This is a genomic window from Pseudomonas sp. OVF7, assembly GCF_030644265.1.
GTDB classification, from domain to species: Bacteria; Pseudomonadota; Gammaproteobacteria; order Pseudomonadales; family Pseudomonadaceae; genus Aquipseudomonas; species Aquipseudomonas gorinensis.
The window spans coordinates 7,013,134-7,038,953 of sequence record NZ_CP128996.1; the positions used below are offsets into that span (position 1 = coordinate 7,013,134).

29 protein-coding genes and 4 tRNA genes are annotated in these 25,820 nt (G+C 54.6%); all 33 read right to left on the reverse strand.

What is annotated here, in order from left to right; translation table 11 throughout:
• Positions 1-11: 11 nt before the first annotated feature.
• The 33 genes from rplE to birA all read right to left on the reverse strand — a co-directional run bounded on the left by rplE (position 12) and on the right by birA (position 25,710).
• Entirely contained in the window at positions 12-551 is a 540-nt protein-coding gene (gene rplE, locus QU606_RS31975; protein ID WP_003194642.1) for a 50S ribosomal protein L5, read from the reverse strand.
• Between the two features lie 22 nt (positions 552-573).
• On the reverse strand, positions 574-888 hold the full coding sequence (rplX, locus tag QU606_RS31980; protein WP_007896770.1) for a 50S ribosomal protein L24: 315 nt from the start codon (positions 886-888) through the stop codon (positions 574-576).
• Positions 889-899: 11 nt separating this feature from the next.
• The gene (rplN, locus tag QU606_RS31985; RefSeq protein WP_002555479.1) at positions 900-1,268 is read right to left on the reverse strand and encodes a 50S ribosomal protein L14; all 369 of its coding nucleotides are present in this window, start codon (positions 1,266-1,268) and stop codon (positions 900-902) included.
• Between the two features lie 23 nt (positions 1,269-1,291).
• Positions 1,292-1,558 (reverse strand): 30S ribosomal protein S17, encoded by a 267-nt coding sequence (gene rpsQ / locus QU606_RS31990; protein WP_003176419.1) that lies wholly within the window; start codon positions 1,556-1,558, stop codon positions 1,292-1,294.
• A 2-nt stretch (positions 1,559-1,560) separates the two neighbouring features.
• Positions 1,561-1,752 (reverse strand): 50S ribosomal protein L29, encoded by a 192-nt coding sequence (gene rpmC / locus QU606_RS31995; RefSeq protein WP_002555481.1) that lies wholly within the window; start codon positions 1,750-1,752, stop codon positions 1,561-1,563.
• Positions 1,752-2,165, reverse strand: coding sequence for a 50S ribosomal protein L16 (gene rplP, locus QU606_RS32000; protein WP_003232424.1), 414 nt, complete (start codon positions 2,163-2,165; stop codon positions 1,752-1,754). Before rplP ends, rpmC begins: the two co-directional genes overlap by 1 nt.
• Before the next feature lie 12 nt (positions 2,166-2,177).
• Complete coding sequence (gene rpsC / locus QU606_RS32005) at positions 2,178-2,864, reverse strand: 30S ribosomal protein S3 (RefSeq protein WP_003176422.1); 687 nt, start codon at positions 2,862-2,864, stop codon at positions 2,178-2,180.
• Between the two features lie 13 nt (positions 2,865-2,877).
• The gene (rplV, locus tag QU606_RS32010) at positions 2,878-3,210 is read right to left on the reverse strand and encodes a 50S ribosomal protein L22 (protein WP_003103908.1); all 333 of its coding nucleotides are present in this window, start codon (positions 3,208-3,210) and stop codon (positions 2,878-2,880) included.
• Positions 3,211-3,221: 11 nt separating this feature from the next.
• The gene (gene rpsS, locus QU606_RS32015) at positions 3,222-3,497 is read right to left on the reverse strand and encodes a 30S ribosomal protein S19 (protein ID WP_003232420.1); all 276 of its coding nucleotides are present in this window, start codon (positions 3,495-3,497) and stop codon (positions 3,222-3,224) included.
• A 16-nt stretch (positions 3,498-3,513) separates the two neighbouring features.
• Positions 3,514-4,338 (reverse strand): 50S ribosomal protein L2, encoded by an 825-nt coding sequence (gene rplB, locus QU606_RS32020; protein WP_003210080.1) that lies wholly within the window; start codon positions 4,336-4,338, stop codon positions 3,514-3,516.
• A 14-nt stretch (positions 4,339-4,352) separates the two neighbouring features.
• Positions 4,353-4,652, reverse strand: a complete 300-nt coding sequence (gene rplW / locus QU606_RS32025; RefSeq protein WP_002555488.1) for a 50S ribosomal protein L23 — start codon at positions 4,650-4,652, stop codon at positions 4,353-4,355.
• A complete protein-coding gene (gene rplD / locus QU606_RS32030; protein ID WP_003210082.1) occupies positions 4,649-5,251 on the reverse strand; it encodes a 50S ribosomal protein L4 in 603 nt (200 codons plus the stop codon). Before rplD ends, rplW begins: the two co-directional genes overlap by 4 nt.
• Positions 5,252-5,263: 12 nt before the next feature.
• Positions 5,264-5,899, reverse strand: a complete 636-nt coding sequence (gene rplC / locus QU606_RS32035; protein ID WP_007253310.1) for a 50S ribosomal protein L3 — start codon at positions 5,897-5,899, stop codon at positions 5,264-5,266.
• Positions 5,900-5,980: 81 nt separating this feature from the next.
• Positions 5,981-6,292, reverse strand: a complete 312-nt coding sequence (gene rpsJ / locus QU606_RS32040) for a 30S ribosomal protein S10 (protein ID WP_003186070.1) — start codon at positions 6,290-6,292, stop codon at positions 5,981-5,983.
• A 156-nt stretch (positions 6,293-6,448) separates the two neighbouring features.
• Positions 6,449-7,642: an elongation factor Tu gene (gene tuf / locus QU606_RS32045; RefSeq protein ID WP_010566854.1), complete on the reverse strand. Its 1,194-nt coding sequence runs from the start codon at positions 7,640-7,642 to the stop codon at positions 6,449-6,451.
• A 30-nt stretch (positions 7,643-7,672) separates the two neighbouring features.
• Positions 7,673-9,778 carry an elongation factor G gene (gene fusA / locus QU606_RS32050; RefSeq protein WP_024077678.1) on the reverse strand — a complete coding sequence of 702 codons (2,106 nt, stop codon included), beginning with the start codon at positions 9,776-9,778 and terminating at the stop codon, positions 7,673-7,675.
• Positions 9,779-9,808: 30 nt separating this feature from the next.
• The gene (gene rpsG / locus QU606_RS32055) at positions 9,809-10,279 is read right to left on the reverse strand and encodes a 30S ribosomal protein S7 (RefSeq protein ID WP_002555493.1); all 471 of its coding nucleotides are present in this window, start codon (positions 10,277-10,279) and stop codon (positions 9,809-9,811) included.
• Positions 10,280-10,397: 118 nt separating this feature from the next.
• Complete coding sequence (rpsL, locus tag QU606_RS32060) at positions 10,398-10,769, reverse strand: 30S ribosomal protein S12 (protein ID WP_002555494.1); 372 nt, start codon at positions 10,767-10,769, stop codon at positions 10,398-10,400.
• 217 nt (positions 10,770-10,986) lie between these two features.
• A complete protein-coding gene (gene rpoC, locus QU606_RS32065; protein WP_024077679.1) occupies positions 10,987-15,186 on the reverse strand; it encodes a DNA-directed RNA polymerase subunit beta' in 4,200 nt (1,399 codons plus the stop codon).
• Positions 15,187-15,250: 64 nt separating this feature from the next.
• Entirely contained in the window at positions 15,251-19,324 is a 4,074-nt protein-coding gene (rpoB, locus tag QU606_RS32070; protein ID WP_024077680.1) for a DNA-directed RNA polymerase subunit beta, read from the reverse strand.
• Between the two features lie 220 nt (positions 19,325-19,544).
• A complete protein-coding gene (rplL, locus tag QU606_RS32075; protein WP_024077681.1) occupies positions 19,545-19,910 on the reverse strand; it encodes a 50S ribosomal protein L7/L12 in 366 nt (121 codons plus the stop codon).
• A 78-nt stretch (positions 19,911-19,988) separates the two neighbouring features.
• On the reverse strand, positions 19,989-20,489 hold the full coding sequence (rplJ, locus tag QU606_RS32080) for a 50S ribosomal protein L10 (RefSeq protein WP_024077682.1): 501 nt from the start codon (positions 20,487-20,489) through the stop codon (positions 19,989-19,991).
• A 198-nt stretch (positions 20,490-20,687) separates the two neighbouring features.
• Entirely contained in the window at positions 20,688-21,383 is a 696-nt protein-coding gene (gene rplA / locus QU606_RS32085; RefSeq protein WP_003232403.1) for a 50S ribosomal protein L1, read from the reverse strand.
• The gene (gene rplK / locus QU606_RS32090; RefSeq protein WP_003176435.1) at positions 21,383-21,814 is read right to left on the reverse strand and encodes a 50S ribosomal protein L11; all 432 of its coding nucleotides are present in this window, start codon (positions 21,812-21,814) and stop codon (positions 21,383-21,385) included. Before rplK ends, rplA begins: the two co-directional genes overlap by 1 nt.
• 116 nt (positions 21,815-21,930) lie before the next feature.
• A complete protein-coding gene (gene nusG, locus QU606_RS32095) occupies positions 21,931-22,464 on the reverse strand; it encodes a transcription termination/antitermination protein NusG (RefSeq protein ID WP_003176436.1) in 534 nt (177 codons plus the stop codon).
• Positions 22,465-22,473: 9 nt separating this feature from the next.
• A complete protein-coding gene (gene secE, locus QU606_RS32100) occupies positions 22,474-22,842 on the reverse strand; it encodes a preprotein translocase subunit SecE (protein ID WP_003194658.1) in 369 nt (122 codons plus the stop codon).
• A 45-nt stretch (positions 22,843-22,887) separates the two neighbouring features.
• A tRNA-Trp gene (locus QU606_RS32105) sits at positions 22,888-22,963 on the reverse strand.
• A 167-nt stretch (positions 22,964-23,130) separates the two neighbouring features.
• A tRNA-Thr gene (locus QU606_RS32110) sits at positions 23,131-23,206 on the reverse strand.
• A 26-nt stretch (positions 23,207-23,232) separates the two neighbouring features.
• A tRNA-Gly gene (locus tag QU606_RS32115) sits at positions 23,233-23,306 on the reverse strand.
• Between the two features lie 24 nt (positions 23,307-23,330).
• Positions 23,331-23,415: transfer RNA gene (locus QU606_RS32120), tRNA-Tyr, on the reverse strand.
• A gap of 142 nt (positions 23,416-23,557) precedes the next feature.
• The gene (locus QU606_RS32125; protein ID WP_024077683.1) at positions 23,558-24,004 is read right to left on the reverse strand and encodes a hypothetical protein; all 447 of its coding nucleotides are present in this window, start codon (positions 24,002-24,004) and stop codon (positions 23,558-23,560) included.
• 7 nt (positions 24,005-24,011) lie between these two features.
• Positions 24,012-24,761: a pantothenate kinase gene (locus tag QU606_RS32130; protein ID WP_024077684.1), complete on the reverse strand. Its 750-nt coding sequence runs from the start codon at positions 24,759-24,761 to the stop codon at positions 24,012-24,014.
• Positions 24,751-25,710: a bifunctional biotin--[acetyl-CoA-carboxylase] ligase/biotin operon repressor BirA gene (gene birA / locus QU606_RS32135; RefSeq protein WP_069077105.1), complete on the reverse strand. Its 960-nt coding sequence runs from the start codon at positions 25,708-25,710 to the stop codon at positions 24,751-24,753. The genes QU606_RS32130 and birA overlap by 11 nt, the downstream gene beginning before the upstream one ends.
• Between the last annotated feature and the right edge of the window lie 110 nt (positions 25,711-25,820).

The window sequence follows — 25,820 nt, forward strand, 5'->3', positions numbered from 1 at the left end:
TCCTACTCCAATCAGTTGCGGAACGGGAATTTGAAAGCACGCAACAGGGCGCGACCTTCATCATCGTTCTTGGCAGTGGTGGTCAGGGTGATGTCCAGACCGCGGAGAGCATCGATCTTGTCGTAGTCGATTTCCGGGAAAATGATCTGCTCTTTCACGCCCATGCTGTAGTTACCACGACCATCGAAGGACTTGGCATTCAGGCCGCGGAAGTCGCGAACCCGAGGCAGGGAGATCGACAGCAGACGATCCAGGAATTCGTACATACGCTCACGGCGCAGAGTCACTTTGACGCCGATCGGCCAACCTTCACGGACTTTAAAGCCAGCGATGGATTTCCGAGCGTAAGTCACAACGACTTTTTGACCGGTGATCTTTTCCAGGTCAGCAACAGCGTGCTCGATGACTTTTTTGTCGCCGATCGCTTCGCCCAGACCCATGTTCAGGGTGATTTTGGTAACGCGCGGAACTTCCATCACGTTCCCGAGCTTAAGTTCTTCCTTAAGCTTGGGGGCGATTTCCTTCCGGTAAATCTCTTGTAGTCGTGCCATGGTCTTATCTACCTAGCAGTGTTCAAGCATCAACCGCTTTTTGGGTCGACTTGAAGACACGAATTTTCTTACCGTCTTCTACTTTGAAACCAACACGATCAGCCTTGTTGGTTTCGCCGTTGAAGATGGCGACGTTAGAAGCGTGCAATGGCGCTTCTTTCTCGACGATACCGCCCTGTACGCCCGACATCGGGTTAGGCTTGGTATGACGCTTGACCAGGTTCAGACCACCAACGACCAGACGGTCGTCAGCGAGAACCTTCAGCACCTTACCGCGCTTACCTTTGTCTTTGCCGGCGATCACGATGATCTCGTCGTCACGACGAATCTTTTGCATGTCGGATCTCCTTACAGCACTTCTGGGGCGAGCGAGACGATCTTCATGAACTTCTCAGTACGAAGTTCACGGGTCACTGGCCCAAAGATACGGGTGCCGATCGGCTCTTGCTTGTTGTTCAGAAGAACAGCAGCGTTGCCATCAAAGCGGATAATGGAGCCATCTGCACGACGTACGCCGTGACGAGTGCGGACTACAACAGCAGTCATCACTTGGCCTTTTTTCACTTTACCGCGAGGAATTGCTTCCTTGACGGTAACTTTGATGATGTCACCGATACCAGCGTAACGACGATGGGAGCCACCCAGCACCTTGATGCACATAACACGGCGAGCGCCGCTGTTATCGGCCACATCGAGCATGGATTGAGTCTGAATCATATAATTTCTCCGACCCCTAGTCCTTAGACTTCCACAGCGCGTTCGAGAACATCAACCAGTGCCCAAGACTTAGTCTTGGCCAGCGGACGAGTTTCACGAATAGTGACTTTGTCGCCGATATGGCACTGATTGGTTTCGTCGTGCGCGTGCAGCTTAGTCGAACGCTTAACATATTTACCGTAGATCGGGTGCTTAACGCGACGCTCGATCAGAACGGTGATGGTTTTGTCCATCTTGTCGCTGACAACACGGCCAGTCAGCGTACGGACAGTCTTTTCGGCTTCAGCCATGATCACTTACCTGCCTGCTGGTTGAGCACAGTCTTCACGCGAGCAATGTCACGCTTAACTTGCGAGAGCAGATGAGACTGCCCCAACTGGCCAGTTGCTTTCTGCATACGCAGATTGAACTGGTCGCGCAGCAGGCCGAGCAGTTGCTCGTTCAGCTGCTGTGCGGATTTTTCACGAAGTTCATTCGCTTTCATCACATCACCGTCCGTTTAACAAAGGCGGTGGCGAGCGGCAGCTTTGCAGCAGCCAGGGCAAAAGCCTCACGCGCCAGCTCTTCAGTTACACCCTCGATTTCATACAGGACTTTGCCTGGCTGAATCTGGGCTACCCAGTATTCCACGTTACCCTTACCTTTACCCATCCGAACTTCGAGGGGCTTTTTGGAAATCGGCTTGTCCGGGAATACACGGATCCAGATCTTGCCGCCACGTTTTACGTGACGGGTCAGAGCACGACGCGCTGACTCGATCTGACGAGCGGTGAGACGACCACGAGCTACAGACTTCAGCGCGAATTCGCCGAAGCTGACTTTGCTACCGCGCTGAGCCAGACCACGGTTGTGGCCTGTCATCTGCTTGCGGAACTTCGTACGCTTTGGTTGCAACATTTGGCGTACCCCTTACTTAGCAGCTTTTTTACGAGGCGCTGGTGCTTGTGGTTTCAGTTCTTCTTGGCGACCACCAATTACTTCGCCTTTGAAGATCCAAACCTTTACACCGATCACACCGTAAGTGGTGTGAGCTTCGTAGTTGGCATAGTCGATGTCGGCACGCAGGGTGTGCAACGGCACACGACCTTCGCGATACCATTCAGTACGTGCGATTTCAGCACCGCCGAGACGACCGCTCACTTGGATTTTGATGCCTTTGGCACCAATGCGCATGGCGTTCTGTACAGCGCGCTTCATAGCGCGACGGAACATTACGCGACGCTCCAGCTGCTGAGCTACGCTCTGCGCAACCAGCATACCGTCGAGCTCCGGCTTGCGGATCTCTTCGATATTGATGTGCACAGGCACACCCATTTGCTTGGTCAGGTCCTGACGCAGTTTCTCAACATCTTCACCTTTCTTCCCGATAACGATACCTGGACGAGCGGTGTGGATGGTGATACGTGCAGTTTGCGCCGGACGATGGATATCGATACGGCTTACGGACGCGCTTTTTAGTTTGTCTTGGAGATACTCACGCACCTTCAGATCAGCGAACAAATAGTCCGCATAAGTCCGACCGTCTGCGTACCAGACGGAGGTGTGCTCCTTGACGATTCCCAGGCGAATGCCAATGGGATGTACTTTCTGACCCATCTCTTCGACTCCGTTACTTGTCAGCAACCTTGACAGTGATATGGCAAGACCGCTTGACGATGCGATCAGCACGGCCTTTGGCACGCGGCATGATACGCTTCAGCGAACGCCCTTCGTTGACGAAAACGGTGCTGACCTTTAGGTCATCAACGTCTGCGCCTTCGTTATGCTCGGCGTTGGCTACGGCCGACTCCAGCACTTTCTTCATGATCTCGGCGGCTTTCTTACTGCTGAAAGCCAACAGGTTGAGCGCTTCGCCCACCTTCTTCCCGCGGATCTGGTCGGCGACCAAGCGGGCTTTCTGGGCGGAGATTCGAGCGCCCGACAACTTAGCGGCTACTTCCATTTCCTTACCCCTTAACGCTTGGCTTTCTTGTCTGCCACGTGCCCACGATAAGTGCGGGTACCGGCAAACTCGCCTAGTTTGTGGCCGACCATGTCTTCGTTAACGAGAACTGGGACGTGCAGACGACCGTTGTGTACTGCGATGGTCAAACCGACCATTTGTGGCAGGATCATCGAACGACGCGACCAGGTCTTAACTGGTTTGCGATCGTTCTTTTCCGCCGCCACTTCGATCTTCTTCAGTAGGTGAAGATCAATAAAAGGACCTTTTTTCAGAGAACGTGGCACTGTCGTATCCCTCTATTTACTTGCGACGACGGACGATCATTTTGTCGGTACGCTTATTACCACGAGTCTTCGCGCCCTTAGTCGGGAAGCCCCATGGCGATACCGGATGACGACCACCAGAGGTACGACCTTCACCACCACCGTGTGGGTGGTCAACCGGGTTCATGGCAACACCACGAACGGTTGGGCGAACGCCACGCCAGCGTTTGGCACCAGCTTTACCCAGCGAACGCAGGCTGTGCTCGGAGTTCGAGACTTCACCCAGGGTCGCGCGGCATTCAGCCAGCACTTTACGCATCTCACCAGAACGCAGACGCAGGGTCACGTAGACACCTTCACGAGCGATCAGCTGAGCCGAAGCACCAGCGGAACGAGCGATTTGCGCGCCTTTACCTGGCTTCAATTCGATGCCGTGTACGGTGCTACCAACTGGAATGTTGCGCAGTTGCAGAGCGTTGCCCGGCTTGATCGGTGCCAAGGCACCTGCGATCAGCTGGTCGCCAGCGCTCACGCCTTTAGGGGCGATGATGTAGCGACGCTCGCCATCTGCGTACAGCAGCAGAGCGATGTGAGCAGTACGGTTTGGATCGTATTCGATACGCTCGACAGTGGCAGCGATGCCATCTTTGTCGTTGCGACGGAAGTCGACCAGACGATAATGCTGCTTATGGCCACCACCGATGTGACGAGTGGTAATACGACCATTGTTGTTACGACCACCAGTCTTCGATTTCTTCTCGAGCAGCGGTGCGTGAGGAGCGCCTTTATGCAGCTCCTGGTTGACCACCTTGACCACAAAACGGCGGCCAGGGGAAGTCGGTTTGCATTTAACGATTGCCATGATGCACCCCTTCCTTACTCAGCACTGCTGCTGAAATCGAGATCTTGGCCTGGTTGAAGGGAGATAACTGCCTTCTTCCAGTCATTACGCTTGCCCAGACCGCGAGCAGTGCGCTTGCTCTTACCCAGAACATTCAGGGTAGTAACACGCTCTACTTTCACGCTGAACAGGCTTTCGACGGCCTTCTTGATTTCCAGCTTGGTTGCGTCAGTCGCAACCTTGAAAACGAACTGGCCTTTCTTGTCAGCCAGAACCGTAGCCTTTTCGGAAACGTGCGGGCCAAGCAGAACTTTAAATACGCGTTCCTGGTTCATCCCAGCAGCTCCTCGAATTTCTTCACGGCCGACACGGTGATCAACACCTTGTCGTATGCGATCAGACTAACTGGATCGGAACCTTGCACGTCACGTACATCAACGTGTGGCAGGTTGCGAGCAGCCAGGTACAGGTTCTGATCAACAGCTTCAGACACGATCAAGACGTCAGTCAGGCCCATGCCGTTCAGCTTGTTCAGCAGATCTTTGGTTTTCGGCGCTTCAACAGCGAAGTCCTGGACCACGACCAGACGATCAGTACGCACGAGTTCAGCAAGGATGGAGCGCAGTGCTGCGCGATACATCTTCTTGTTGAGCTTCTGAGTGTGATCCTGCGGACGAGCTGCGAAAGTGGTACCGCCGCCACGCCAGATTGGGCTACGGATAGTACCGGCACGAGCACGGCCAGTACCTTTCTGACGCCAAGGGCGCTTACCGCCACCACGAACGTCGGAACGGGTCTTTTGCTGCTTGCTACCTTGACGGCCGCCGGCCATGTAGGCCACGACTGCTTGGTGAACCAGCGTCTCGTTGAATTCGCCGCCAAATGTCAGTTCGGAAACTTCGATCGCTTGAGCGTCATTTACATTTAATTGCATGTCAGCTTCCCCTTAACCGCGAGCCTTGGCCGCTGGACGTACAACCAGGTTGCCGCCAGTAGCGCCAGGAACAGCACCCTTGACCAACAACAGATTGCGTTCAGCGTCGACGCGCACTACTTCGAGGGACTGCACGGTCACGCGCTCAGCGCCCATATGACCGGACATTTTTTTGCCCTTGAATACACGACCAGGAGTCTGGCACTGGCCAATAGAGCCCGGGACGCGGTGGGAAACGGAGTTACCGTGAGTGTTGTCTTGGCCACGGAAATTCCAACGCTTGATCGTACCCTGGAAGCCTTTACCTTTGGACTGACCGGTTACATCAACCAGTTGACCAGCGGCGAAGATTTCAGCGTTGATCAGATCGCCTGCCTGGTAGTCGCCTTCTTCAAGACGGAACTCCATAACAGTACGACCAGCTGCAACGTTTGCTTTAGCGAAGTGACCTGCTTGAGCAGCAGTCACGCGCGAAGCACGACGCTCGCCGACAGTGACTTGCACTGCACGATAGCCATCGGTTTCTTCAGTTTTGAACTGGGTGACGCGATTCGGCTCGATCTCAATGACCGTGACCGGAATGGAGACACCTTCTTCGGTGAAAATACGGGTCATACCGCATTTACGACCGACTACACCAATAGTCATGTTGTAAACCTCATGAGTGTACGGGGCTTTCACCCGCTATGGCCGCCCATTTCAGAGCGTTACACGACTAAGACCCAAGTCTTAGCCGAGGCTGATCTGTACTTCCACACCGGCCGCCAGATCAAGCTTCATAAGTGCATCAACGGTTTTATCCGTTGGCTGGACGATGTCCAGTACGCGCTTATGAGTACGGATCTCGTACTGGTCACGCGCGTCTTTGTTGACGTGCGGGGAGACCAGAACGGTGAACCGCTCTTTACGGGTAGGCAGTGGAATTGGACCACGCACTTGTGCACCAGTACGTTTCGCGGTTTCCACGATTTCCTGGGTGGATTGGTCGATCAGGCGATGGTCAAAAGCCTTCAACCTGATACGGATTTGCTGATTTTGCATTGGATTTCAGACTCCGGCTGCTATTCCCACCGGGCGCAATACGCCCGTTAAAAGGAGGCGCAATTCTATAGACGCCCCCAGTAGGTGTCAACCCAATAAAAAAGCCCCCGCTGAGCGGGGGCTTTCTCAAAGCATCGGAGCTAACTCAAAAAGAGCTTACTCGATGATTTTAGCTACAACGCCAGCACCAACGGTACGGCCGCCTTCACGAATAGCGAAGCGCAGACCGTCTTCCATTGCGATGGTTTTGATCAGAGTGACAACCATTTTGATGTTGTCGCCTGGCATTACCATTTCAACGCCTTCCGGCAGTTCGCAGTTACCAGTCACGTCAGTAGTACGGAAGTAGAACTGTGGACGGTAGCCTTTGAAGAACGGAGTGTGACGACCGCCTTCTTCTTTGCTCAGCACGTACACTTCAGCTTCGAACTTGGTGTGCGGCTTAACCGAACCTGGCTTAACCAGAACCTGGCCACGCTCAACGTCGTCACGCTTGGTACCACGCAGCAGAACGCCGCAGTTCTCGCCTGCACGACCTTCGTCGAGCAGTTTACGGAACATTTCAACACCGGTGCAGGTGGTGACGGTAGTGTCACGCAGACCAACGATTTCCAGTGGATCTTGAACCTTAACGATACCGCGCTCGATACGACCGGTAACAACAGTACCACGACCAGAGATCGAGAATACGTCTTCGATCGGCATCAGGAATGGCTTGTCGATAACGCGAACTGGATCTGGGATGTAGCTGTCCAGAGTCTCAACCAGTTTCTTAACGGACGTGGTGCCCATTTCATTGTCGTCTTTGCCTTCCAGAGCCATACGAGCAGAACCGATGATGATCGGAGTGTCGTCGCCTGGGAAGTCGTAAGTGCTCAGCAGATCGCGCACTTCCATCTCAACCAGTTCCAGCAGCTCAGCGTCGTCTACCAGGTCAGCCTTGTTCAGGTAAACCACGATGTACGGAACGCCAACCTGACGGGACAGCAGGATGTGCTCACGGGTTTGTGGCATCGGACCATCAGCGGCCGAGCAAACCAGGATAGCGCCGTCCATCTGGGCAGCACCGGTGATCATGTTCTTCACATAGTCAGCGTGACCTGGGCAGTCAACGTGAGCGTAGTGACGGATCGAAGAGTTGTACTCAACGTGCGCGGTGTTGATGGTGATACCACGAGCTTTTTCTTCTGGTGCGCTGTCGATTTTATCGAAATCAACGATTGCGGAACCGAATACTTCGGAGCAAACGCGAGTCAGAGCAGCAGTCAGAGTGGTTTTACCGTGGTCAACGTGACCGATGGTGCCAACGTTGACGTGCGGTAGGGAACGATCAAATTTTTCTTTAGCCACGACAATTAACTCCTTGCCTAAAGGACTGAATCAGCCTTGTTTTTTGGATACAGTTTCAGCGATGTGCGCCGGAGCTGTGTTGTATTTTTTGAATTCCATAGAGTAGCTTGCGCGACCCTGGGACATGGAGCGAACGTCGGTCGCATAACCGAACATCTCACCCAACGGAACCTCGGCGCGAATCACTTTGCCGGAAACCGTGTCTTCCATACCCAAGATCATGCCGCGACGACGGTTAAGGTCGCCCATGACATCACCCATATAGTCTTCAGGTGTAACAACTTCTACCGCCATGATTGGCTCAAGCAACTCACCACCGCCCTTCTGGGCCAGTTGCTTGGTTGCCATGGAAGCAGCCACCTTAAACGCCATCTCGTTGGAGTCGACGTCGTGGTAAGAACCGTCAAAAACGGTTGCTTTCAGGCCGATCAGCGGATAGCCGGCAACAACACCGTTCTTCATCTGCTCTTCGATACCCTTCTGGATAGCCGGGATGTATTCCTTAGGAACAACACCACCAACTACTTCGTTCACGAATTGCAGACCTTCTTGACCTTCGTCAGCAGGAGCAAAACGGATCCAGCAGTGACCGAACTGACCACGACCGCCGGATTGACGAACGAACTTGCCTTCGATTTCACAGTTCTTCGTGATGCGCTCACGATAGGAAACCTGAGGCTTACCGATGTTGGCTTCGACGTTGAACTCACGGCGCATCCGGTCAACCAGGATGTCCAGGTGCAACTCGCCCATGCCGGAGATGATCGTTTGACCAGTCTCTTCATCAGTCTTGACGCGGAAAGATGGATCTTCCTGAGCAAGCTTGCCCAGAGCGATACCCATTTTTTCCTGGTCATCCTTGGTCTTAGGCTCTACGGCAACCGAAATAACCGGCTCCGGGAAGTCCATGCGAACCAGGATGATTGGCTTAGCAGCGTCGCACAAAGTCTCACCAGTGGTGACGTCCTTCATGCCGATCAAGGCCGCGATGTCACCAGCGCGCACTTCCTTGATCTCTTCACGGGCGTTTGCGTGCATTTGCACCATACGACCCACGCGCTCTTTCTTACCTTTAACCGAGTTGATCACGCCGTCGCCGGAGGCCAACACGCCCGAGTAAACGCGGACGAAGGTCAAGGTACCCACGAATGGGTCGGTAGCGATCTTGAACGCCAGGGCCGAGAAAGGCTCGCTGTCGTCTGCATGACGCTCCATCTCTTCTTCCTCGTTATCAGGGTTAGTACCCTTGATAGCAGGAATGTCGGTTGGAGCCGGCAGGTAGTCGATCACAGCATCGAGAACCAGGGGAACACCCTTGTTCTTGAACGAGGAACCGCAAACAGCCAAGACGATCTCGCCAGCAATAGTACGCTGACGCAGAGCAGCCTTGATTTCCACGTTGGTGAGTTCTTCACCTTCGAGGTACTTGTTCATCAGCTCTTCGCTGGCTTCGGCCGCAGCCTCCACCATGTTGTTGCGCCACTCGTCAGCCAGTTCCTGCAGTTCTGCAGGGATAGGCTTGCGAACAGGGACCATACCTTTGTCAGCGTCGTTCCAGTAGACAGCTTCCATGGCGATCAGATCGATCTGACCCTGGAAGTTATCTTCGGAACCGATAGCCAATTGGATAGGCACCGGAGTGTGACCCAGACGCTGCTTGATCTGACCGATCACGCGCAGGAAGTTGGCACCAGCACGGTCCATCTTGTTTACATAAACAAGACGTGGAACGCCGTACTTGTTGGCTTGACGCCATACGGTTTCCGACTGAGGCTCAACACCCGAGGTACCGCAAAACACAACGACAGCGCCGTCGAGTACGCGCAGGGAACGCTCAACTTCAATAGTGAAGTCTACGTGGCCTGGGGTATCGATAACGTTGAAGCGGTGCTCGTCCTTGTACTGCTTCTCGGAACCTTTCCAGAAGGCGGTAATAGCAGCAGAAGTAATGGTAATACCACGCTCCTGCTCCTGAACCATCCAGTCTGTGGTCGCGGCGCCGTCATGCACCTCGCCCATCTTGTGACTTTTGCCAGTGTAAAAAAGGACGCGCTCGGTGGTGGTGGTTTTACCAGCATCCACGTGAGCAACGATACCAATGTTACGGTAGCGATTAATCGGTGTAGTACGAGCCATAAAGCCCTCGCAAAATTAGTGACGCTGGATTTAGAAGCGGTAGTGCGAGAAAGCTTTGTTAGCTTCAGCCATACGGTGCACGTCTTCACGCTTCTTAACTGCAGCGCCTTTGCCTTCAGCAGCGTCCAACAGTTCGCCAGCCAAACGCAGAGCCATAGACTTCTCGCCGCGCTTACGGGCGAAGTCTACCAACCAGCGCATTGCCAGAGCATTACGACGGGACGGACGAACTTCAACCGGAACCTGGTAAGTAGCACCGCCTACACGGCGCGACTTCACTTCGACCAGCGGAGCGATGGCGTCGAGAGCTTTCTCGAAGATTTCCAGGGGGTCGCTGTTCTTGCGTTCTTTAACCTTTTCCAGCGCGCCATAAACGATACGCTCGGCAACGGCTTTCTTGCCGCTTTCCATCACGTGGTTCATGAACTTGGCCAGGATCTGGCTTCCGTATTTTGGATCGTCAAGCACTTCGCGCTTGGCTGCTACGCGTCTTCTTGGCATGGATAAGCCCTCAAACGGTCTTCAGGTTCGCTCGGAATTGGTGCCCTTCAGGGGCGCCTCCGACCTTACTCTTATCGACTCAGAAAATAAGATGATTCAGTTTTGCAAAAAGCCGCTACTACTTAGGCTTCTTGGTACCGTACTTCGAACGACCCTGGTTACGACCTTTAACGCCGGAAGTATCCAAGGAGCCGCGTACGGTGTGGTAACGAACACCTGGCAAGTCTTTTACACGACCGCCGCGGATCAGTACCACGCTGTGCTCTTGCAGGTTGTGGCCTTCACCACCGATGTACGAGGAAACCTCGAAACCGTTGGTCAGACGCACACGGCATACTTTACGCAGTGCCGAGTTAGGTTTTTTCGGCGTAGTGGTATACACGCGAGTGCATACGCCACGACGTTGCGGGCAGTTCTGCAGCGCAGGCACGTCGGATTTCTCGACGATACGCTTACGCGGCTGACGTACCAGCTGGTTGATAGTTGCCATCTACTAGCTCCACTGTTGTCTTGCGACGCTATTGTCTTACAAGAAAAGCAAAATGGCAGGAACGAATTCCCGCCAAATTTAGGGGTACAAGAGTCTAAAGAGGATCTTGCCCCCAGTCAAGGCAAGGCCCCGACGTCCCCTCTCATCGAACCGGGGCAATACTGCCTCGATCCGACGAATGGGGGCTGCCAGGGCCCGGACTTATTTATCGCTGAACTCAGTTACCGCTTGAGTTCAGTGCTTCGGTCAGTGCAGCTTCCACTTCACTGGCGCTTACGCGCAGCGGCTTGTCAGCTTCACGGCGGCGCTTACGCTCGCTGTGGTAAGCCAAACCGGTACCGGCCGGGATCAGTCGACCCACAACCACGTTTTCTTTCAGGCCACGCAGGTAATCGCGCTTGCCGGTTACCGCTGCTTCGGTCAGTACGCGAGTGGTCTCCTGGAAGGAGGCCGCCGAGATGAACGACTCAGTGGACAACGACGCCTTGGTGATACCCAGCAGCACGCGAGTGAACTTGGAAACAAACTTGTCTTCCGCGCTCAAGCGCTCGTTCTCTACCAGCACGTGAGTCAGTTCCATCTGGTCGCCCTTGATGAAACTGGAATCGCCGGATTCAGCGATTTCAACTTTACGCAGCATCTGACGCAGGATGGTCTCGATGTGCTTATCGTTGATCTTCACGCCTTGCAGGCGGTAAACGTCCTGGATCTCGTTAACGATGTACTTGGCCAGCGCACTTACACCCAGCAGACGCAGGATGTCGTGTGGATCGCTTGGACCGTCAGAGATAACTTCGCCGCGGTTTACCTGTTCGCCTTCGAAGACGTTCAGGTGACGCCACTTCGGAATCAGCTCTTCATACGGATCGCTACCGTCGTTCGGGGTAATGACCAGACGACGCTTGCCCTTGGTCTCTTTACCGAACGCGATGGTGCCGCTGACTTCAGCCAGAATCGACGCTTCTTTCGGACGACGAGCTTCGAACAAGTCGGCAACACGCGGCAGACCACCGGTGATGTCACGGGTCTTCGAAGTTTCTTGCGGGATACGCGCGATAACATCACCGATCGCGATCTTCGCACCATCCGCTACACCGACCAGGGCGTTGGCTGGCAGGAAGTACTGAGCGATTACGTCAGTGCCTGGCAGCAACAGATCCTTACCGTTGTCATCAACCATCTTCACGGCAGGACGGATGTCTTTACCGGCAGCTGGACGATCTTTCGCGTCGAGTACTTCAATGTTGGTCATACCGGTCAATTCGTCAGTCTGACGCTTGATCGTGATGCCTTCTTCCATGCCCACGTAGGTCACGGTACCTTTCATTTCGGTAACGATTGGGTGAGTGTGCGGATCCCACTTGGCCACGATTGCGCCAGCGTCGACCTTGTCACCCTCTTTAACCGAAATCACAGCACCGTACGGCAGCTTGTAGCGCTCGCGCTCACGACCGTAGTCATCAGCGATTGCCAGCTCACCGGAACGGGACACGGCAACCAGGTGACCATCCACTCGCTCAACGTGCTTCAGGTTGTGCAGACGGACGGTACCGCCATTCTTCACCTGAACGCTATCGGCTGCGGAGGTCCGGCTTGCCGCACCACCGATGTGGAACGTACGCATGGTCAGCTGGGTACCCGGCTCACCGATGGACTGGGCAGCGATAACGCCGACCGCTTCACCGATGTTCACCTGATGACCACGAGCCAAGTCACGGCCGTAGCACTTGGCGCAAATGCCATAGCGGGTTTCGCAGCTGATCGGCGAGCGAACGATCACTTCGTCGATGCTGTTGAGCTCGATGAACTCGACCCACTTCTCATCTACCAGGGTGCCAGCAGGAACGATAATTTCCTCGGTACCTGGCTTGAATACGTCACGGGCGATGACTCGACCCAGTACGCGCTCACCCAACGGCTCAACAACGTCACCGCCTTCGATGTGCGGAGTCATCAGCAGACCGTGTTCGGTGCCGCAGTCGACTTCAGTCACAACCAAGTCTTGCGCCACGTCTACCAGACGACGAGTCAGGTAACCGGAGTTAGCGGTTTTCAACGCGGTATCCGCCAGACCTTTACGAGCACCGTGAGTCGAGATGAAGTACTGAAGTACGCTCAAACCTTCACGGAAGTTCGCGGTAATCGGCGTCTCAATGATGGAACCGTCCGGCTTGGCCATCAGGCCACGCATACCGGCGAGCTGACGGATCTGCGCAGCAGAACCCCGCGCACCCGAGTCGGCCATCATGTACATCGAGTTGAACGACTCTTGGTCGACTTCCACACCATGACGGTCAATAACCTTCTCTTTCGAGAGGTTAGCCATCATTGCCTTCGACACTTCGTCGTTGGCTTTGGACCAAAGGTCGATCACTTTGTTGTACTTCTCGCCCTGGGTTACCAGGCCGGAGGCGTATTGGCTTTCGATCTCTTTCACTTCATCGGTAGCAGCGCCGATGATCTGAGCTTTTTCATCCGGGATAACGAAGTCGTTAACACCGATGGAAACGCCGGAAATAGTCGAGTAAGCAAAACCGGTGTACATCAACTGGTCAGCGAAGATCACGGTCTCTTTCAAACCAACCACGCGGTAGCACTGGTTGATCAGCTTGGAGATCGCCTTTTTCTTCATCGGCAGGTTGACGACGTCGTACGACAGACCTTTTGGCACAACTTGATACAACAGCGCACGACCGACAGTGGTGTCGACGATACGGGTGTTGGTCACGCTGCCGCCGTCACGGTCGTTGACGGTTTCGTTGATCCGCACCTTGACCTTGGCGTGCAGTGCGGCTTCGCCGGCACGGAACACACGGTCAACTTCCTGCAGGTCAGCGAACACACGACCTTCGCCCTTGGCGTTGATCGCTTCACGCGTCATGTAGTACAGACCCAATACAACGTCCTGCGACGGAACGATGATTGGCTCACCGTTGGCTGGCGACAGGATGTTGTTGGTCGACATCATCAACGCACGCGCTTCCAACTGGGCTTCCAGTGTCAGCGGTACGTGCACGGCCATTTGGTCACCGTCGAAGTCGGCGTTGTACGCAGCACAGACCAGAGGGTGCAGCTGGATAGCCTTACCTTCGATCAGTACCGGTTCAAACGCCTGGATACCCAGACGGTGAAGGGTCGGTGCACGGTTGAGGAGAACCGGGTGTTCGCGAATCACTTCAGCAAGAACGTCCCAGACCTCTGGCAGTTCGCGCTCGACCATTTTCTTGGCCGCTTTGATGGTGGTCGCGAGACCGCGCATTTCCAGCTTGCCGAAAATGAACGGCTTGAACAGCTCGAGAGCCATCTTCTTAGGCAGACCGCACTGGTGCAGACGCAGGGTCGGGCCTACGGTAATTACCGAACGACCGGAGTAGTCAACACGCTTACCGAGCAAGTTCTGACGGAAACGACCTTGCTTACCCTTGATCATGTCAGCCAAGGATTTCAGAGGACGCTTGTTGGAACCGGTGATAGCGCGGCCACGACGACCGTTGTCCAGCAGGGCATCGACCGCTTCCTGCAACATACGCTTTTCGTTGCGCACAATGATGTCCGGAGCGGACAGATCAAGCAGGCGCTTCAAGCGGTTGTTACGGTTGATCACTCGGCGATACAGATCGTTGAGGTCGGACGTCGCGAAACGACCACCATCCAACGGCACCAGCGGACGCAGGTCTGGCGGCAGAACCGGCAGGACGGTCAGCACCATCCACTCTGGCAAGTTGCCGGAACCTTGGAAGGCCTCCATCAACTTCAGACGCTTGGACAGCTTCTTGATCTTGGTTTCGGAGTTGGTTTGCGGAATTTCTTCACGCAGGCGACCAATCTCGTGCTCCAGGTCGATAGCGTGCAGCAATTCACGGACCGCTTCGGCACCCATGCGGGCATCGAAATCGTCACCGAACTCTTCCAGCGCTTCGAAGTACTGCTCGTCGTTCAGCAACTGACCTTTTTCAAGGGTGGTCATGCCTGGATCGATAACGACATAGCTCTCGAAGTAGAGAACGCGTTCGATATCACGCAGGGTCATGTCCATCAGCAAGCCGATACGGGACGGCAGCGATTTCAGGAACCAGATGTGGGCAACCGGCGAAGCCAGCTCGATGTGCGCCATGCGCTCACGACGAACCTTGGCCAATGCAACTTCAACGCCGCACTTCTCGCAGATCACACCACGGTGCTTCAAGCGCTTGTACTTACCGCACAGGCACTCGTAATCCTTTACCGGGCCAAAGATCTTGGCGCAGAACAGGCCGTCACGCTCAGGTTTGAACGTACGGTAGTTGATGGTTTCCGGCTTTTTAACTTCACCGAACGACCACGAACGGATCATCTCAGGCGATGCCAACCCAATACGGATGGCGTCGAACTCTTCGACTTGACCCTGGTTTTTCAGCAAATTCAGTAGGTCTTTCAAGGCCTTTCCTCCTGGCGGAGCAGAGAGCGGGCTAAACAACCCCGCTCTCGATTCGCGTCACGTGTTATTCGGTTTCCAGATCGATATCGATGCCGAGGGAACGAATTTCTTTGATCAACACGTTGAAGGACTCGGGCATGCCCGGCTCCATACGGTGATCGCCGTCCACGATGTTTTTGTACATCTTGGTCCGACCGTTCACATCGTCCGACTTCACTGTGAGCATTTCTTGCAGAGTGTAAGCAGCACCGTATGCCTCCAGTGCCCAGACCTCCATCTCCCCGAAACGCTGACCACCGAACTGAGCCTTACCACCCAGCGGCTGCTGGGTAACCAGGCTGTACGAACCGGTAGAACGAGCGTGCATCTTGTCGTCTACCAAGTGGTTCAGCTTCAGCATGTACATGTAGCCAACAGTAACCGGGCGTTCAAACTTGTTGCCGGTACGGCCGTCGAACAGCTGCATCTGGCCGCTCTCTGGCAGGTCTGCCAGTTTGAGCATGGCCTTGATTTCGCTTTCCTTGGCACCATCGAACACCGGGGTAGCCATTGGAACGCCGCCGCGCAGGTTTTTCGCCAGATCCAGGATTTCCTGGTCGGAGAAAGTGTCCAGCTCTTCTTTGCGACCGCCGATCTCGTTGTAGATCTCGTGCAGGAACTTACGCAGGTCAGCAACCTTGCGCTGCTCTTCGATCATACGGTTGATCTTCTCACCCAGGCCTTTAGCCGCGAGGCCCAGGTGGGTTTCGAGGATCTGACCAACGTTCATACGCGATGGTACGCCCAACGGGTTGAGGACGACGTCGACCGGGGTGCCATTGGCATCGTGCGGCATGTCTTCAACCGGCATGATCACGGAGACCACACCCTTGTTACCGTGACGACCGGCCATCTTGTCGCCCGGCTGGATGCGACGACGGATTGCCAGGTAAACCTTGACGATTTTCAGCACACCTGGAGCCAGGTCATCGCCCTGCTGCAGTTTGCGCTTCTTGTCTTCGAACTTGTCGTCCAGCAGACGGCGGCGATCAACGATATAGGCCTGGGCCTTCTCGAGCTGCTCGTTCAGAGCATCTTCAGCCATGCGCAGTTTGAACCACTGGCCGTGCTCAAGACCGTCGAGCACTTCGTCGGTGATGTCCTGACCTTTCTTAAGGCCCGCACCACCTTCAGCCTTGTGACCTACCAGGGCGGAACGCAGACGCTCGAAGGTTGCGCCTTCAACGATACGAAACTCTTCGTTCAGGTCCTTGCGGATCTCGTCGAGCTGGGTCTTCTCGATGGACAGTGCACGAGCATCACGCTCAACGCCGTCACGGGTGAAGACCTGTACGTCGATGACAGTACCCTTGGTACCGGTCGGTACGCGCAGGGAAGTGTCTTTAACGTCGCTGGCTTTTTCACCGAAGATGGCACGCAACAGCTTCTCTTCCGGAGTCAGTTGGGTCTCGCCTTTCGGAGTGACCTTACCAACCAGGATGTCGCCCGCGCCAACTTCAGCACCTACATAAACGATACCGGCTTCGTCCAGTTTGTTCAGTGCAGCTTCACCCACGTTCGGGATGTCTGCAGTGATTTCCTCTGGCCCAAGCTTGGTATCACGCGCCACACAGGTCAGTTCCTGGATGTGGATCGTGGTGAAGCGGTCTTCTTGAACAACACGCTCGGACAGGCAGATGGAGTCTTCGAAGTTGAAGCCGTTCCATGCCATGAACGCAATGCGCATGTTCTGGCCCAGCGCCAGTTCACCCATGTCGGTGGACGGGCCGTCGGCCATGATGTCGCTACGCTGAACGCGATCACCCTTACGCACCAGCGGACGCTGGTTGATGCAGGTGTTCTGGTTCGAGCGGGTGTATTTGGTCAGGTTGTAGATGTCGACACCGGCTTCGCCAGTTTCAACTTCGTCATCAGCAACACGAACCACGATACGGCTGGCATCAACGGAGTCGATCACGCCGCCACGACGAGCCACGACGCAAACGCCGGAGTCACGAGCTACGTTACGCTCCATGCCGGTACCCACCAGCGGCTTGTCGGCACGCAGTGTAGGTACAGCTTGACGCTGCATGTTAGAACCCATCAACGCACGGTTGGCGTCATCGTGCTCCAGGAACGGGATCAGCGACGCAGCAACCGAGACTACCTGCTTCGGCGATACGTCCATCAAGGTGACGTCTTCCGGCGCCTTGACGGTGAACTCGTTCAAGTGACGAACAGCTACCAACTCGTCAATCAGTACTTTCTTGTCGTTCATCGTGGCCGAAGCCTGAGCGATCACGTGATCAGCTTCTTCGATGGCGGACAGGAATACGATCTCGTCGGTGACCAGGGCGTCTTTCACCACGCGGTACGGGCTTTCAAGGAAACCGTACTGGTTGGTGCGCGCATAGGCCGCCAGGGAGTTGATCAGGCCGATGTTCGGACCTTCCGGCGTTTCGATCGGGCATACACGACCATAGTGAGTCGGGTGTACGTCACGAACTTCAAAACCTGCACGCTCACGGGTCAGACCGCCCGGGCCCAGTGCGGAAACACGGCGCTTGTGGGTGATCTCGGAGAGCGGGTTGTTCTGGTCCATGAACTGCGAGAGCTGGCTGGAACCGAAGAACTCTTTCACCGCCGCAGCCACTGGCTTGGCGTTGATCAGGTCTTGCGGCATCAGGCCTTCGCTTTCAGCCATCGACAGACGCTCTTTGACCGCACGCTCAACACGCACCAGGCCAACGCGGAACTGGTTCTCGGCCATTTCGCCTACGCAGCGAACACGACGGTTACCCAGGTGGTCGATGTCATCAACGATGCCCTTACCGTTGCGGATGTCGACCAGAGTCTTCAGGACCGCAACGATGTCTTCCTTGCACAGCACGCCCGAACCTTCGATTTCGGTGCGACCGATACGACGGTTGAACTTCATCCGGCCGACCGCAGACAGGTCATAGCGCTCAGGGCTGAAGAACAGGTTGTTGAACAGGGTTTCGGCAGCGTCTTTGGTTGGTGGCTCGCCAGGACGCATCATGCGATAGATCTCGACCAGCGCTTCCAATTGGTTGCTGGTGGAGTCGATCTTCAGGGTGTCGGAAACGAACGGACCGCAGTCGATATCGTTGGTGTACAAAGTCTCGATGCGAACGACCTGGGCCTTGGCGATTTTTGCCAGGATTTCGGTGTTCAGCTCAGTGTTGCACTCAGCCAGGATCTCGCCTGTGGCTGGGTGAACGATGACCTTGGCGGTCGTGCGACCCAGGACGTAGTCCAAAGGCACGTCCAGCGACTTGATACCGGCTTTTTCGATCTGGTTGATGTGGCGCGCAGTAATACGACGGCCAGCCTCAACAATGACCTTGCCCTTTTCATCCTGGATGTCCAGAACAGCAATTTCACCACGCAGACGCGAAGCAATCAGCTCCAGGCTGAGGGTTTCATCCTTCAGGCTGAATACGTTGGTGGTGTAGAAAGCGTCCAGCACTTGCTCAGTGGTGTAGCCAAGCGCGCGCAGCAATACCGAGGCTGGCAGCTTGCGACGACGGTCGATACGCACGAACACGCAGTCTTTCGGGTCGAACTCGAAGTCCAACCACGAACCACGGTACGGAATGATCCGCGCGGAGTACAGGAGTTTGCCGGAGCTGTGCGTCTTGCCGCGGTCGTGGTCGAAGAACACGCCCGGAGAACGGTGCAGCTGGGAAACGATAACACGCTCGGTACCGTTGATAACGAAGGTACCGTTTTCAGTCATCAATGGGATTTCGCCCATGTAGACTTCTTGCTCTTTGATGTCCTTGATCGCTTTGTTCGACGATTCTTTGTCGAAAATGATCAGACGGACTTTTACCCGCAAAGGTACGGCGTACGTAACACCGCGCAACACGCATTCTTTGACATCAAATGCCGGTTCGCCCAGGCGATAACCCACGTACTCCAGCGCAGCATTGCCGGAGTAGCTGATGATCGGGAAAACGGATTTGAAGGCCGCATGCAGGCCCACGTCGCGGAACTGATCTTTGGTCGCTCCCGCCTGCAAGAATTCACGATACGAATCCAGCTGGATAGCCAGAAGGTACGGGACATCCATGACGTCCGGCAACTTGCTAAAGTCCTTGCGGATACGTTTTTTCTCAGTATATGAGTAAGCCATCAGCGTTCCCCAGCTTGGTCACCTGCTTGTTTGGCCCCTCCCGACGGGAGCAGCCAGAAAATCTTGCAAACCCCATGGTTTGCACCACCGCTTCGGGTGGCTACAGCGCGTTAATGGCGGCGACCGAGTCGACAGCCAAGAACGGAAAAAGGCCGGTGGCAAGAGCCACCAGCCATCAGCCTTCAGCTTAACGCTTGGGCTGGAGACGCAAGGTCGATGCTTACTTCAGCTCGACTTTAGCGCCTGCTTCTTCCAGTGCTGCTTTGGCTTTGTCAGCTGCGTCTTTAGCAACAGCTTCCAGAACCATTGCAGGAGCGCCGTCAACTACAGCCTTGGCTTCTTTCAGGCCCAGACCGGTCAGTTCACGAACTGCCTTGATCACGTTTACTTTCTTCTCGCCAGCTTCCAGCAGCATGACGTTGAATTCGGTTTGCTCTTCAGCAGCGACAGCAGCAACAGCTGGACCAGCGGAAGCAGCAGCTGCGGAAACGCCGAATTTTTCTTCGAAAGCTTTGATCAGCTCAACAACCTGCAGAACCGACATTTCAGCTACGGCGTTGAGGATATCTTCTTGGGAGATAGACATTACTGTATTTCCTGAATTGGGGGACGGCCTACGCGGCCATCGAAATAAACAAAAATACGCGAGAGAAAATGCTCAGCCTTAGGCTGCGGCAGCTTCTTTTTGCTCGCGAACTGCAGCCAGAGTACGAGCCAGCTTGCTGGTGGCGCCTTGAATCACGCTCATCAACTGCGAAATAGCTTCGTTGCGGGTCGGCAGTGTTGCCAGTACGTCGATTTGGTTAGCTGCGAGGAACTTGCCCTCGAACGCAGCTGCCTTGATCTCGAACTTTTCCTGACTCTTGGCGAACTCTTTGAACAAACGGGCAGCAGCGCCTGGATGCTCTTTGGAGAACGCAATCAGAGTCGGGCCGGTGAACACGTCATTGAGAACACTGTATTCAGTGTCAGCAACTGCGCGCTTGAGCAGGGTGTTACGTACAACACGTACGTATACGCCAGCTTCACGAGCCTCTTTACGGAGTCCGGTCATAGCGCCTACTGTCACACCACGGGCATCAGCCACGACAGCGGACAGAGCAGCTTTGGCAGCCTCGTTGACTTCAGCGACGATGGCCTTCTTGTCTTCGAGATTAATTGCCACGGGTTTAACTCCTGCTTGTTACCGTTTCATCTGGCCGGAGCCGGATGTCGTTTTGGTGTCTGATTCGGTAAGGAACCGGGAGCACCATCTGCGTAGGCTTGAGGTTTAAGACTTGCGTCGCCTACGGTCTTGGATAGCCCCCGCCAGGCAGGGACCCCAATTTTTCAATTGGCACGATCTCTCGTGCCAATTTATGTCTTATACGTCCAGCGAGCCTTGGTCGATGACCAGACCTGGGCCCATAGTTGTGCTCAGGGTAACGCGCTTGACGTAGATACCTTTCGAAGAAGCTGGCTTGATACGCTTCAGATCAGCGATCAGGGCTTCAACGTTTTCCTTCAGCTTGACGGCATCAAAACCGACTTTGCCAACGGAGGTGTGAATGATGCCGTTTTTGTCGGTGCGATAACGAACCTGACCAGCCTTGGCGTTTTTAACCGCGGTAGCTACGTCTGGCGTTACAGTGCCGACTTTAGGGTTAGGCATCAGACCACGTGGACCGAGGATCTGACCCAGCTGACCTACAACGCGCATTGCATCCGGGGAGGCAATAACGACGTCATAGTTCAAGTCGCCGCCTTTCATTTCGGCGGCCAGGTCATCCATGCCAACGCGATCGGCACCAGCGGCCAGAGCAGCTTCAGCTGCCGGACCTTGGGTGAAGACAGCTACACGTACAGTCTTGCCAGTACCGTGTGGCAGCACAGTTGCGCTACGAACGACCTGGTCGGATTTACGTGGGTCAACACCCAGGTTCACAGCAACGTCAACAGACTCGCTGAACTTTACAGTCGACAGCTCGGTCAGCAGGGCAGCAGCGTCTACAAAGTTGTAGGCCTTGCCTGCTTCGATTTTGCCGGCGATAGCCTTTTGGCGCTTGGTCAGCTTAGCCATTACACACCCTCCACGTTAAGGCCCATGCTACGAGCAGAACCGGCGATGGTACGCACGGCTGCATCCATATCAGCTGCTGTCAGATCCGCGTTTTTGGTTTTCGCGATTTCTTCCAGCTGAGCACGAGTCACGGTGCCAACCTTAACGGTGTTCGGACGAGCGGAACCGCTAGTCAGACCAGCAGCTTTCTTCAACAGAACCGAAGCCGGGGTCGACTTGGTTTCGAAGGTGAAGCTACGGTCGCTGTATACAGTGATGATCACTGGAGTCGGCAGACCTGGCTCAAGACCCTGAGTACGGGCGTTGAAGGCCTTGCAGAATTCCATGATGTTCACGCCGTGCTGACCCAGAGCAGGACCGACGGGTGGGCTAGGGTTGGCCTGAGCGGCCTTCACTTGCAGCTTGATGTAAGCGGTAATCTTCTTGGCCATGAGGCACTCCAATTACGGGTTCGAACGCCTCGAAAGGCTCCCCGGTTACTTGCGCGTTTATCCCAGTGACGACAAAACCCCACAGCCTAGGCTGCGGGGTTGGGATGATTGCTCAGCTAGACCTTTTCGACCTGACTGAACTCCAACTCTACCGGAGTAGAGCGTCCGAAAATGAGCACCGCCACTTGGATCCGGCTCTTTTCGTAGTTAACTTCTTCGACAGTACCGTTGAAATCAGCAAACGGACCATCGGTGACACGAACAACCTCGCCCGGCTCGAACAATGTCTTCGGCTTGGGCTTGTCGCTACCGTCAGCAACACGACGCAGAATCGCTTCTGCCTCTTTGTCGGTGATCGGAGCAGGCTTATCAGCAGTACCACCAATAAAGCCCATGACACGAGGGGTATCCTTGACCAAGTGCCAAGTACCTTCATTCATGTCCATCTGAACCAGCACGTAGCCAGGGAAGAACTTGCGCTCACTCTTGCGCTTCTGGCCATTCCGCATTTCAACCACTTCTTCAGTGGGAACCAGAATTTCGCCGAAGCCATCTTCCATGCCTGCCAGCTTTACGCGCTCCAGCAAAGAGCGCATAACATGCTTCTCGTAACCCGAGTAAGCATGCACAACGTACCAACGCTTAGCCACGGGACACCCTTAGCCAACAATCAAGGAAACAAGCCAGCCGAGCAGGGAATCAAGCCCCCACAACAGCAACGCCATAACCAGAACAACAGCCACAACAATCAACGTGGTCTGCGTGGTTTCTTGGCGAGTCGGCCAAACGACTTTACGAATTTCGGTGCGAGCTTCCTTTACCAGGACCGCGAAAGACTTGCCTTTGGCAGTCTGCAGGCCTACAAAGGCAGCTACAGCAGCAAGGGCGAGCAAAGCGAGTACGCGGTACAGGATCGGCGAAGCAGAATAGTACTGATTGCCAACAACGCCTACGACCACCAATGCGACTACAGCAAGCCACTTGACCAGATCGAAACGAGAGCTTTGAGCTTCAGCCTTAGGAGTCATCTATGAAGATCCTGTGAAAAGAAAGCCAGACACACCACGTGAATCTGGCAGGTCAGGAGGGAATCGAACCCCCAACCTACGGTTTTGGAGACCGTCGCTCTGCCAATTGAGCTACTGACCTAAAACAAAATCAGGCCGACCATTATGCAGGCCTGAAAAAGACTTTACAACAACCAACCCCAAGAGACTTGAAATGACCAAGAAAACCAAACCAGGTCAGGCCAGACGCCATCAAGCCGAGGCAGCCATTAAAACAAAGGCAGATATTTTCATATCTGCCTTGTTATATGGAGCTCTTGAGCGGATTTGAACCGCTGACCTCACCCTTACCAAGGGTGTGCTCTACCAACTGAGCTACAAGAGCGAAACACCTTGCACAACCTGCAAACTTGGAGCGGGTAGCGGGAATCGAACCCGCATCATCAGCTTGGAAGGCTGAGGTTCTACCACTAAACTATACCCGCGGAGCTTGCAGCTCACGCTAAAAATGGTGGAGGGGGAAGGATTCGAACCTTCGAAGTCGTAGACGTCAGATTTACAGTCTGATCCCTTTGGCCGCTCGGGAACCCCTCCTAAGCGAGCCGGCATTTTACATTACGCCGACCTTCTGTCAAGCATTTTCTCAGTAAAAATATGAGGTTAGCTGCGTTGACGTTCGCTTCACCCTGTTGACCTAAAAGGTCTTCACTGCGAAGCGGGCGCCATTCTATGCAAACTATTCGCTAGTTGCAATGCCTTCGCACAGCATTATTTTATGTTTTAACTCATTGAATTCCTTAGCAAGGTTTTCAAACGGCAGATCGTCAGCCAGGCGACGACTCTCAGGGGCCACCCGAAGCCAATAGCCTGAGGCGTCAGAAGCGCTCAACAATTGAACCTTGACCTTTATATCCAGACTCGTCAGACGCTGCTCGAGAGTCTGAGCCTGATGCAGATCAGAAAAACCGCCTATGTATAAACAGGTATTTTGTGCATCCGGCGTCTTTGCCCGGTCACGCCGGACCATCGCATCAGCGGACTCACTCAGTAGTCGAATATCTTGCTGCGAGCCTCGGTAGAGACTCAAAGGCGTGACATCCTTTGCGCGCAAAGGAGCCTCCTGCTGATGCCAGACGTAATAGAAAGCATTGAGTACGAGCAATAGCAAAAACAGCCAACGCATAAACACCTCAGGATAAAGGACATGCCATTGCAAGGCCGACAAACACCAGGTCCGGAACGAGTCGAGCCTGCGGCACGGCATCCCAGACCAGGTCGGCATCCCCCCCAGTGAGAAACACAGTGAAATCATCACCCCAATAAGCTCGAGCCAACTCCAACTGCGTCAGCACAAACCCTCTGATCATCAACGTACAGCCACGCTCAACCGCCTCTACGGTCGTGCGCCCTGGAGAGAGCCGCTCAAGCGCCCTCTCAGCTGCGGCATCGTCGTAACGTATCTTGCGGGTATGGGTACGCAACTGGTTGCGCATGAGCGGCATGCCCGGGCAAATGAAACCACCTAGATGCTCACCATCCGCAGCGATAAAATCTGCGGTAGCCGCAGTACCAAAGTCCAGAACCAGGCAAGGGCCAGCTGCTAATTTGAATCCCCCCAGCATAGCCAACCAACGATCAAGCCCGAGACGCTCGAAATCTTCGTAACCATTACGCACTCCAGCCATCTCTCGCGAAGAAACAGCGCAGCATACGGTAACGCCGAATGCCTCCTCCAGCGCCGCTATCAGCTTATTGGTTTCCTCTGGGGCCCGTACACTCACCATTCGACAGCGTGTCAGCAACAACCCTGGAAGCGCTTCCAGCGTCTCAATCAACGCGACATCCGAACCAACAACCCCCTCTGCAGAGGCACCCACCTTATTCACATCAAGTACGCGCCACTTGATAAAGCTATTCCCACAGTCGAGTTCAAGAATCATCACGCAACCTCAGGCTTAGCTCACCACCGCTATAGATTTTCTCAGCGCCATCAACACTCAAACGCAACGCACCCTGGTGGTCGACGCCTAATACCACGCCTTCGATTCGATTGACACCGGCGATCAGCGACACAGCTCTTCCTTGCCACGCATGATTCTGCTCCCACTCCTCCTGGAGCCCAGCAAAACCAAGAGTCATATGTTTATGCAAATAGCCTTGCAGCCTCAGACTCAGTTGAGCCACCAGATAATTACGATTAATCGGAATACCCGTTTCGAGCTGCACCGAAGTCCATTGCTGATCGACATCAACGGCCTTCTGCATATTCACATTGATGCCTATCCCCAGGACGACGTGACAGATATCAGCAGGATCCCCCACCAACTCGAGCAAGATGCCGGCAATTTTTTTCTGTCCAACCAAGACGTCATTCGGCCACTTCAAGGCTGCGCCCTGTACGCCAGCGTCACGCAAAGCCTGCATGACCGCCAACCCTACAACGAGACTCAGCCCCTCCAACTGCCGCAGACCACCTTCAATACGCAACACAACACTGTAATAAATATTTTGCGCAAACGGACTAACCCACTTACGACCTCGCCTTCCCCTACCTGCTGTTTGCTGCTCCGCAAGCACTATAAAAGGTGCCGCGCAGTTCGCCTCAACAAGGCGCAAGGCCTCAGCATTCGTAGAGTCAATGGAATCGAAAATATGGACAGGCCAAGGCAAAGAGGCCGCATGCAGAACGATATCTTCAGCATTCAAAAATACCAAAGGCGAAGCCAACTGATACCCACGACCGCGGACTTTATGAATAGGTAGATTTAACTCGGCCTCGAGATGCTGGAGCTGCTTCCACACAGCGCTGCGGCTGATACCAAGGGCAGCACCTAGCGCCTCTCCAGAATGGAATCGACCATCTTTCAGTAGTTTCAACAACGTCAGCATGCAAGTATCGCCTCACAATGAGGCACGCATGATAGCCATGCGTAAGGTCATTGCATAGAAAGGCCGGACACAGGACTGAACTGAAGGGAGCAGCGATAAACCATTCAATG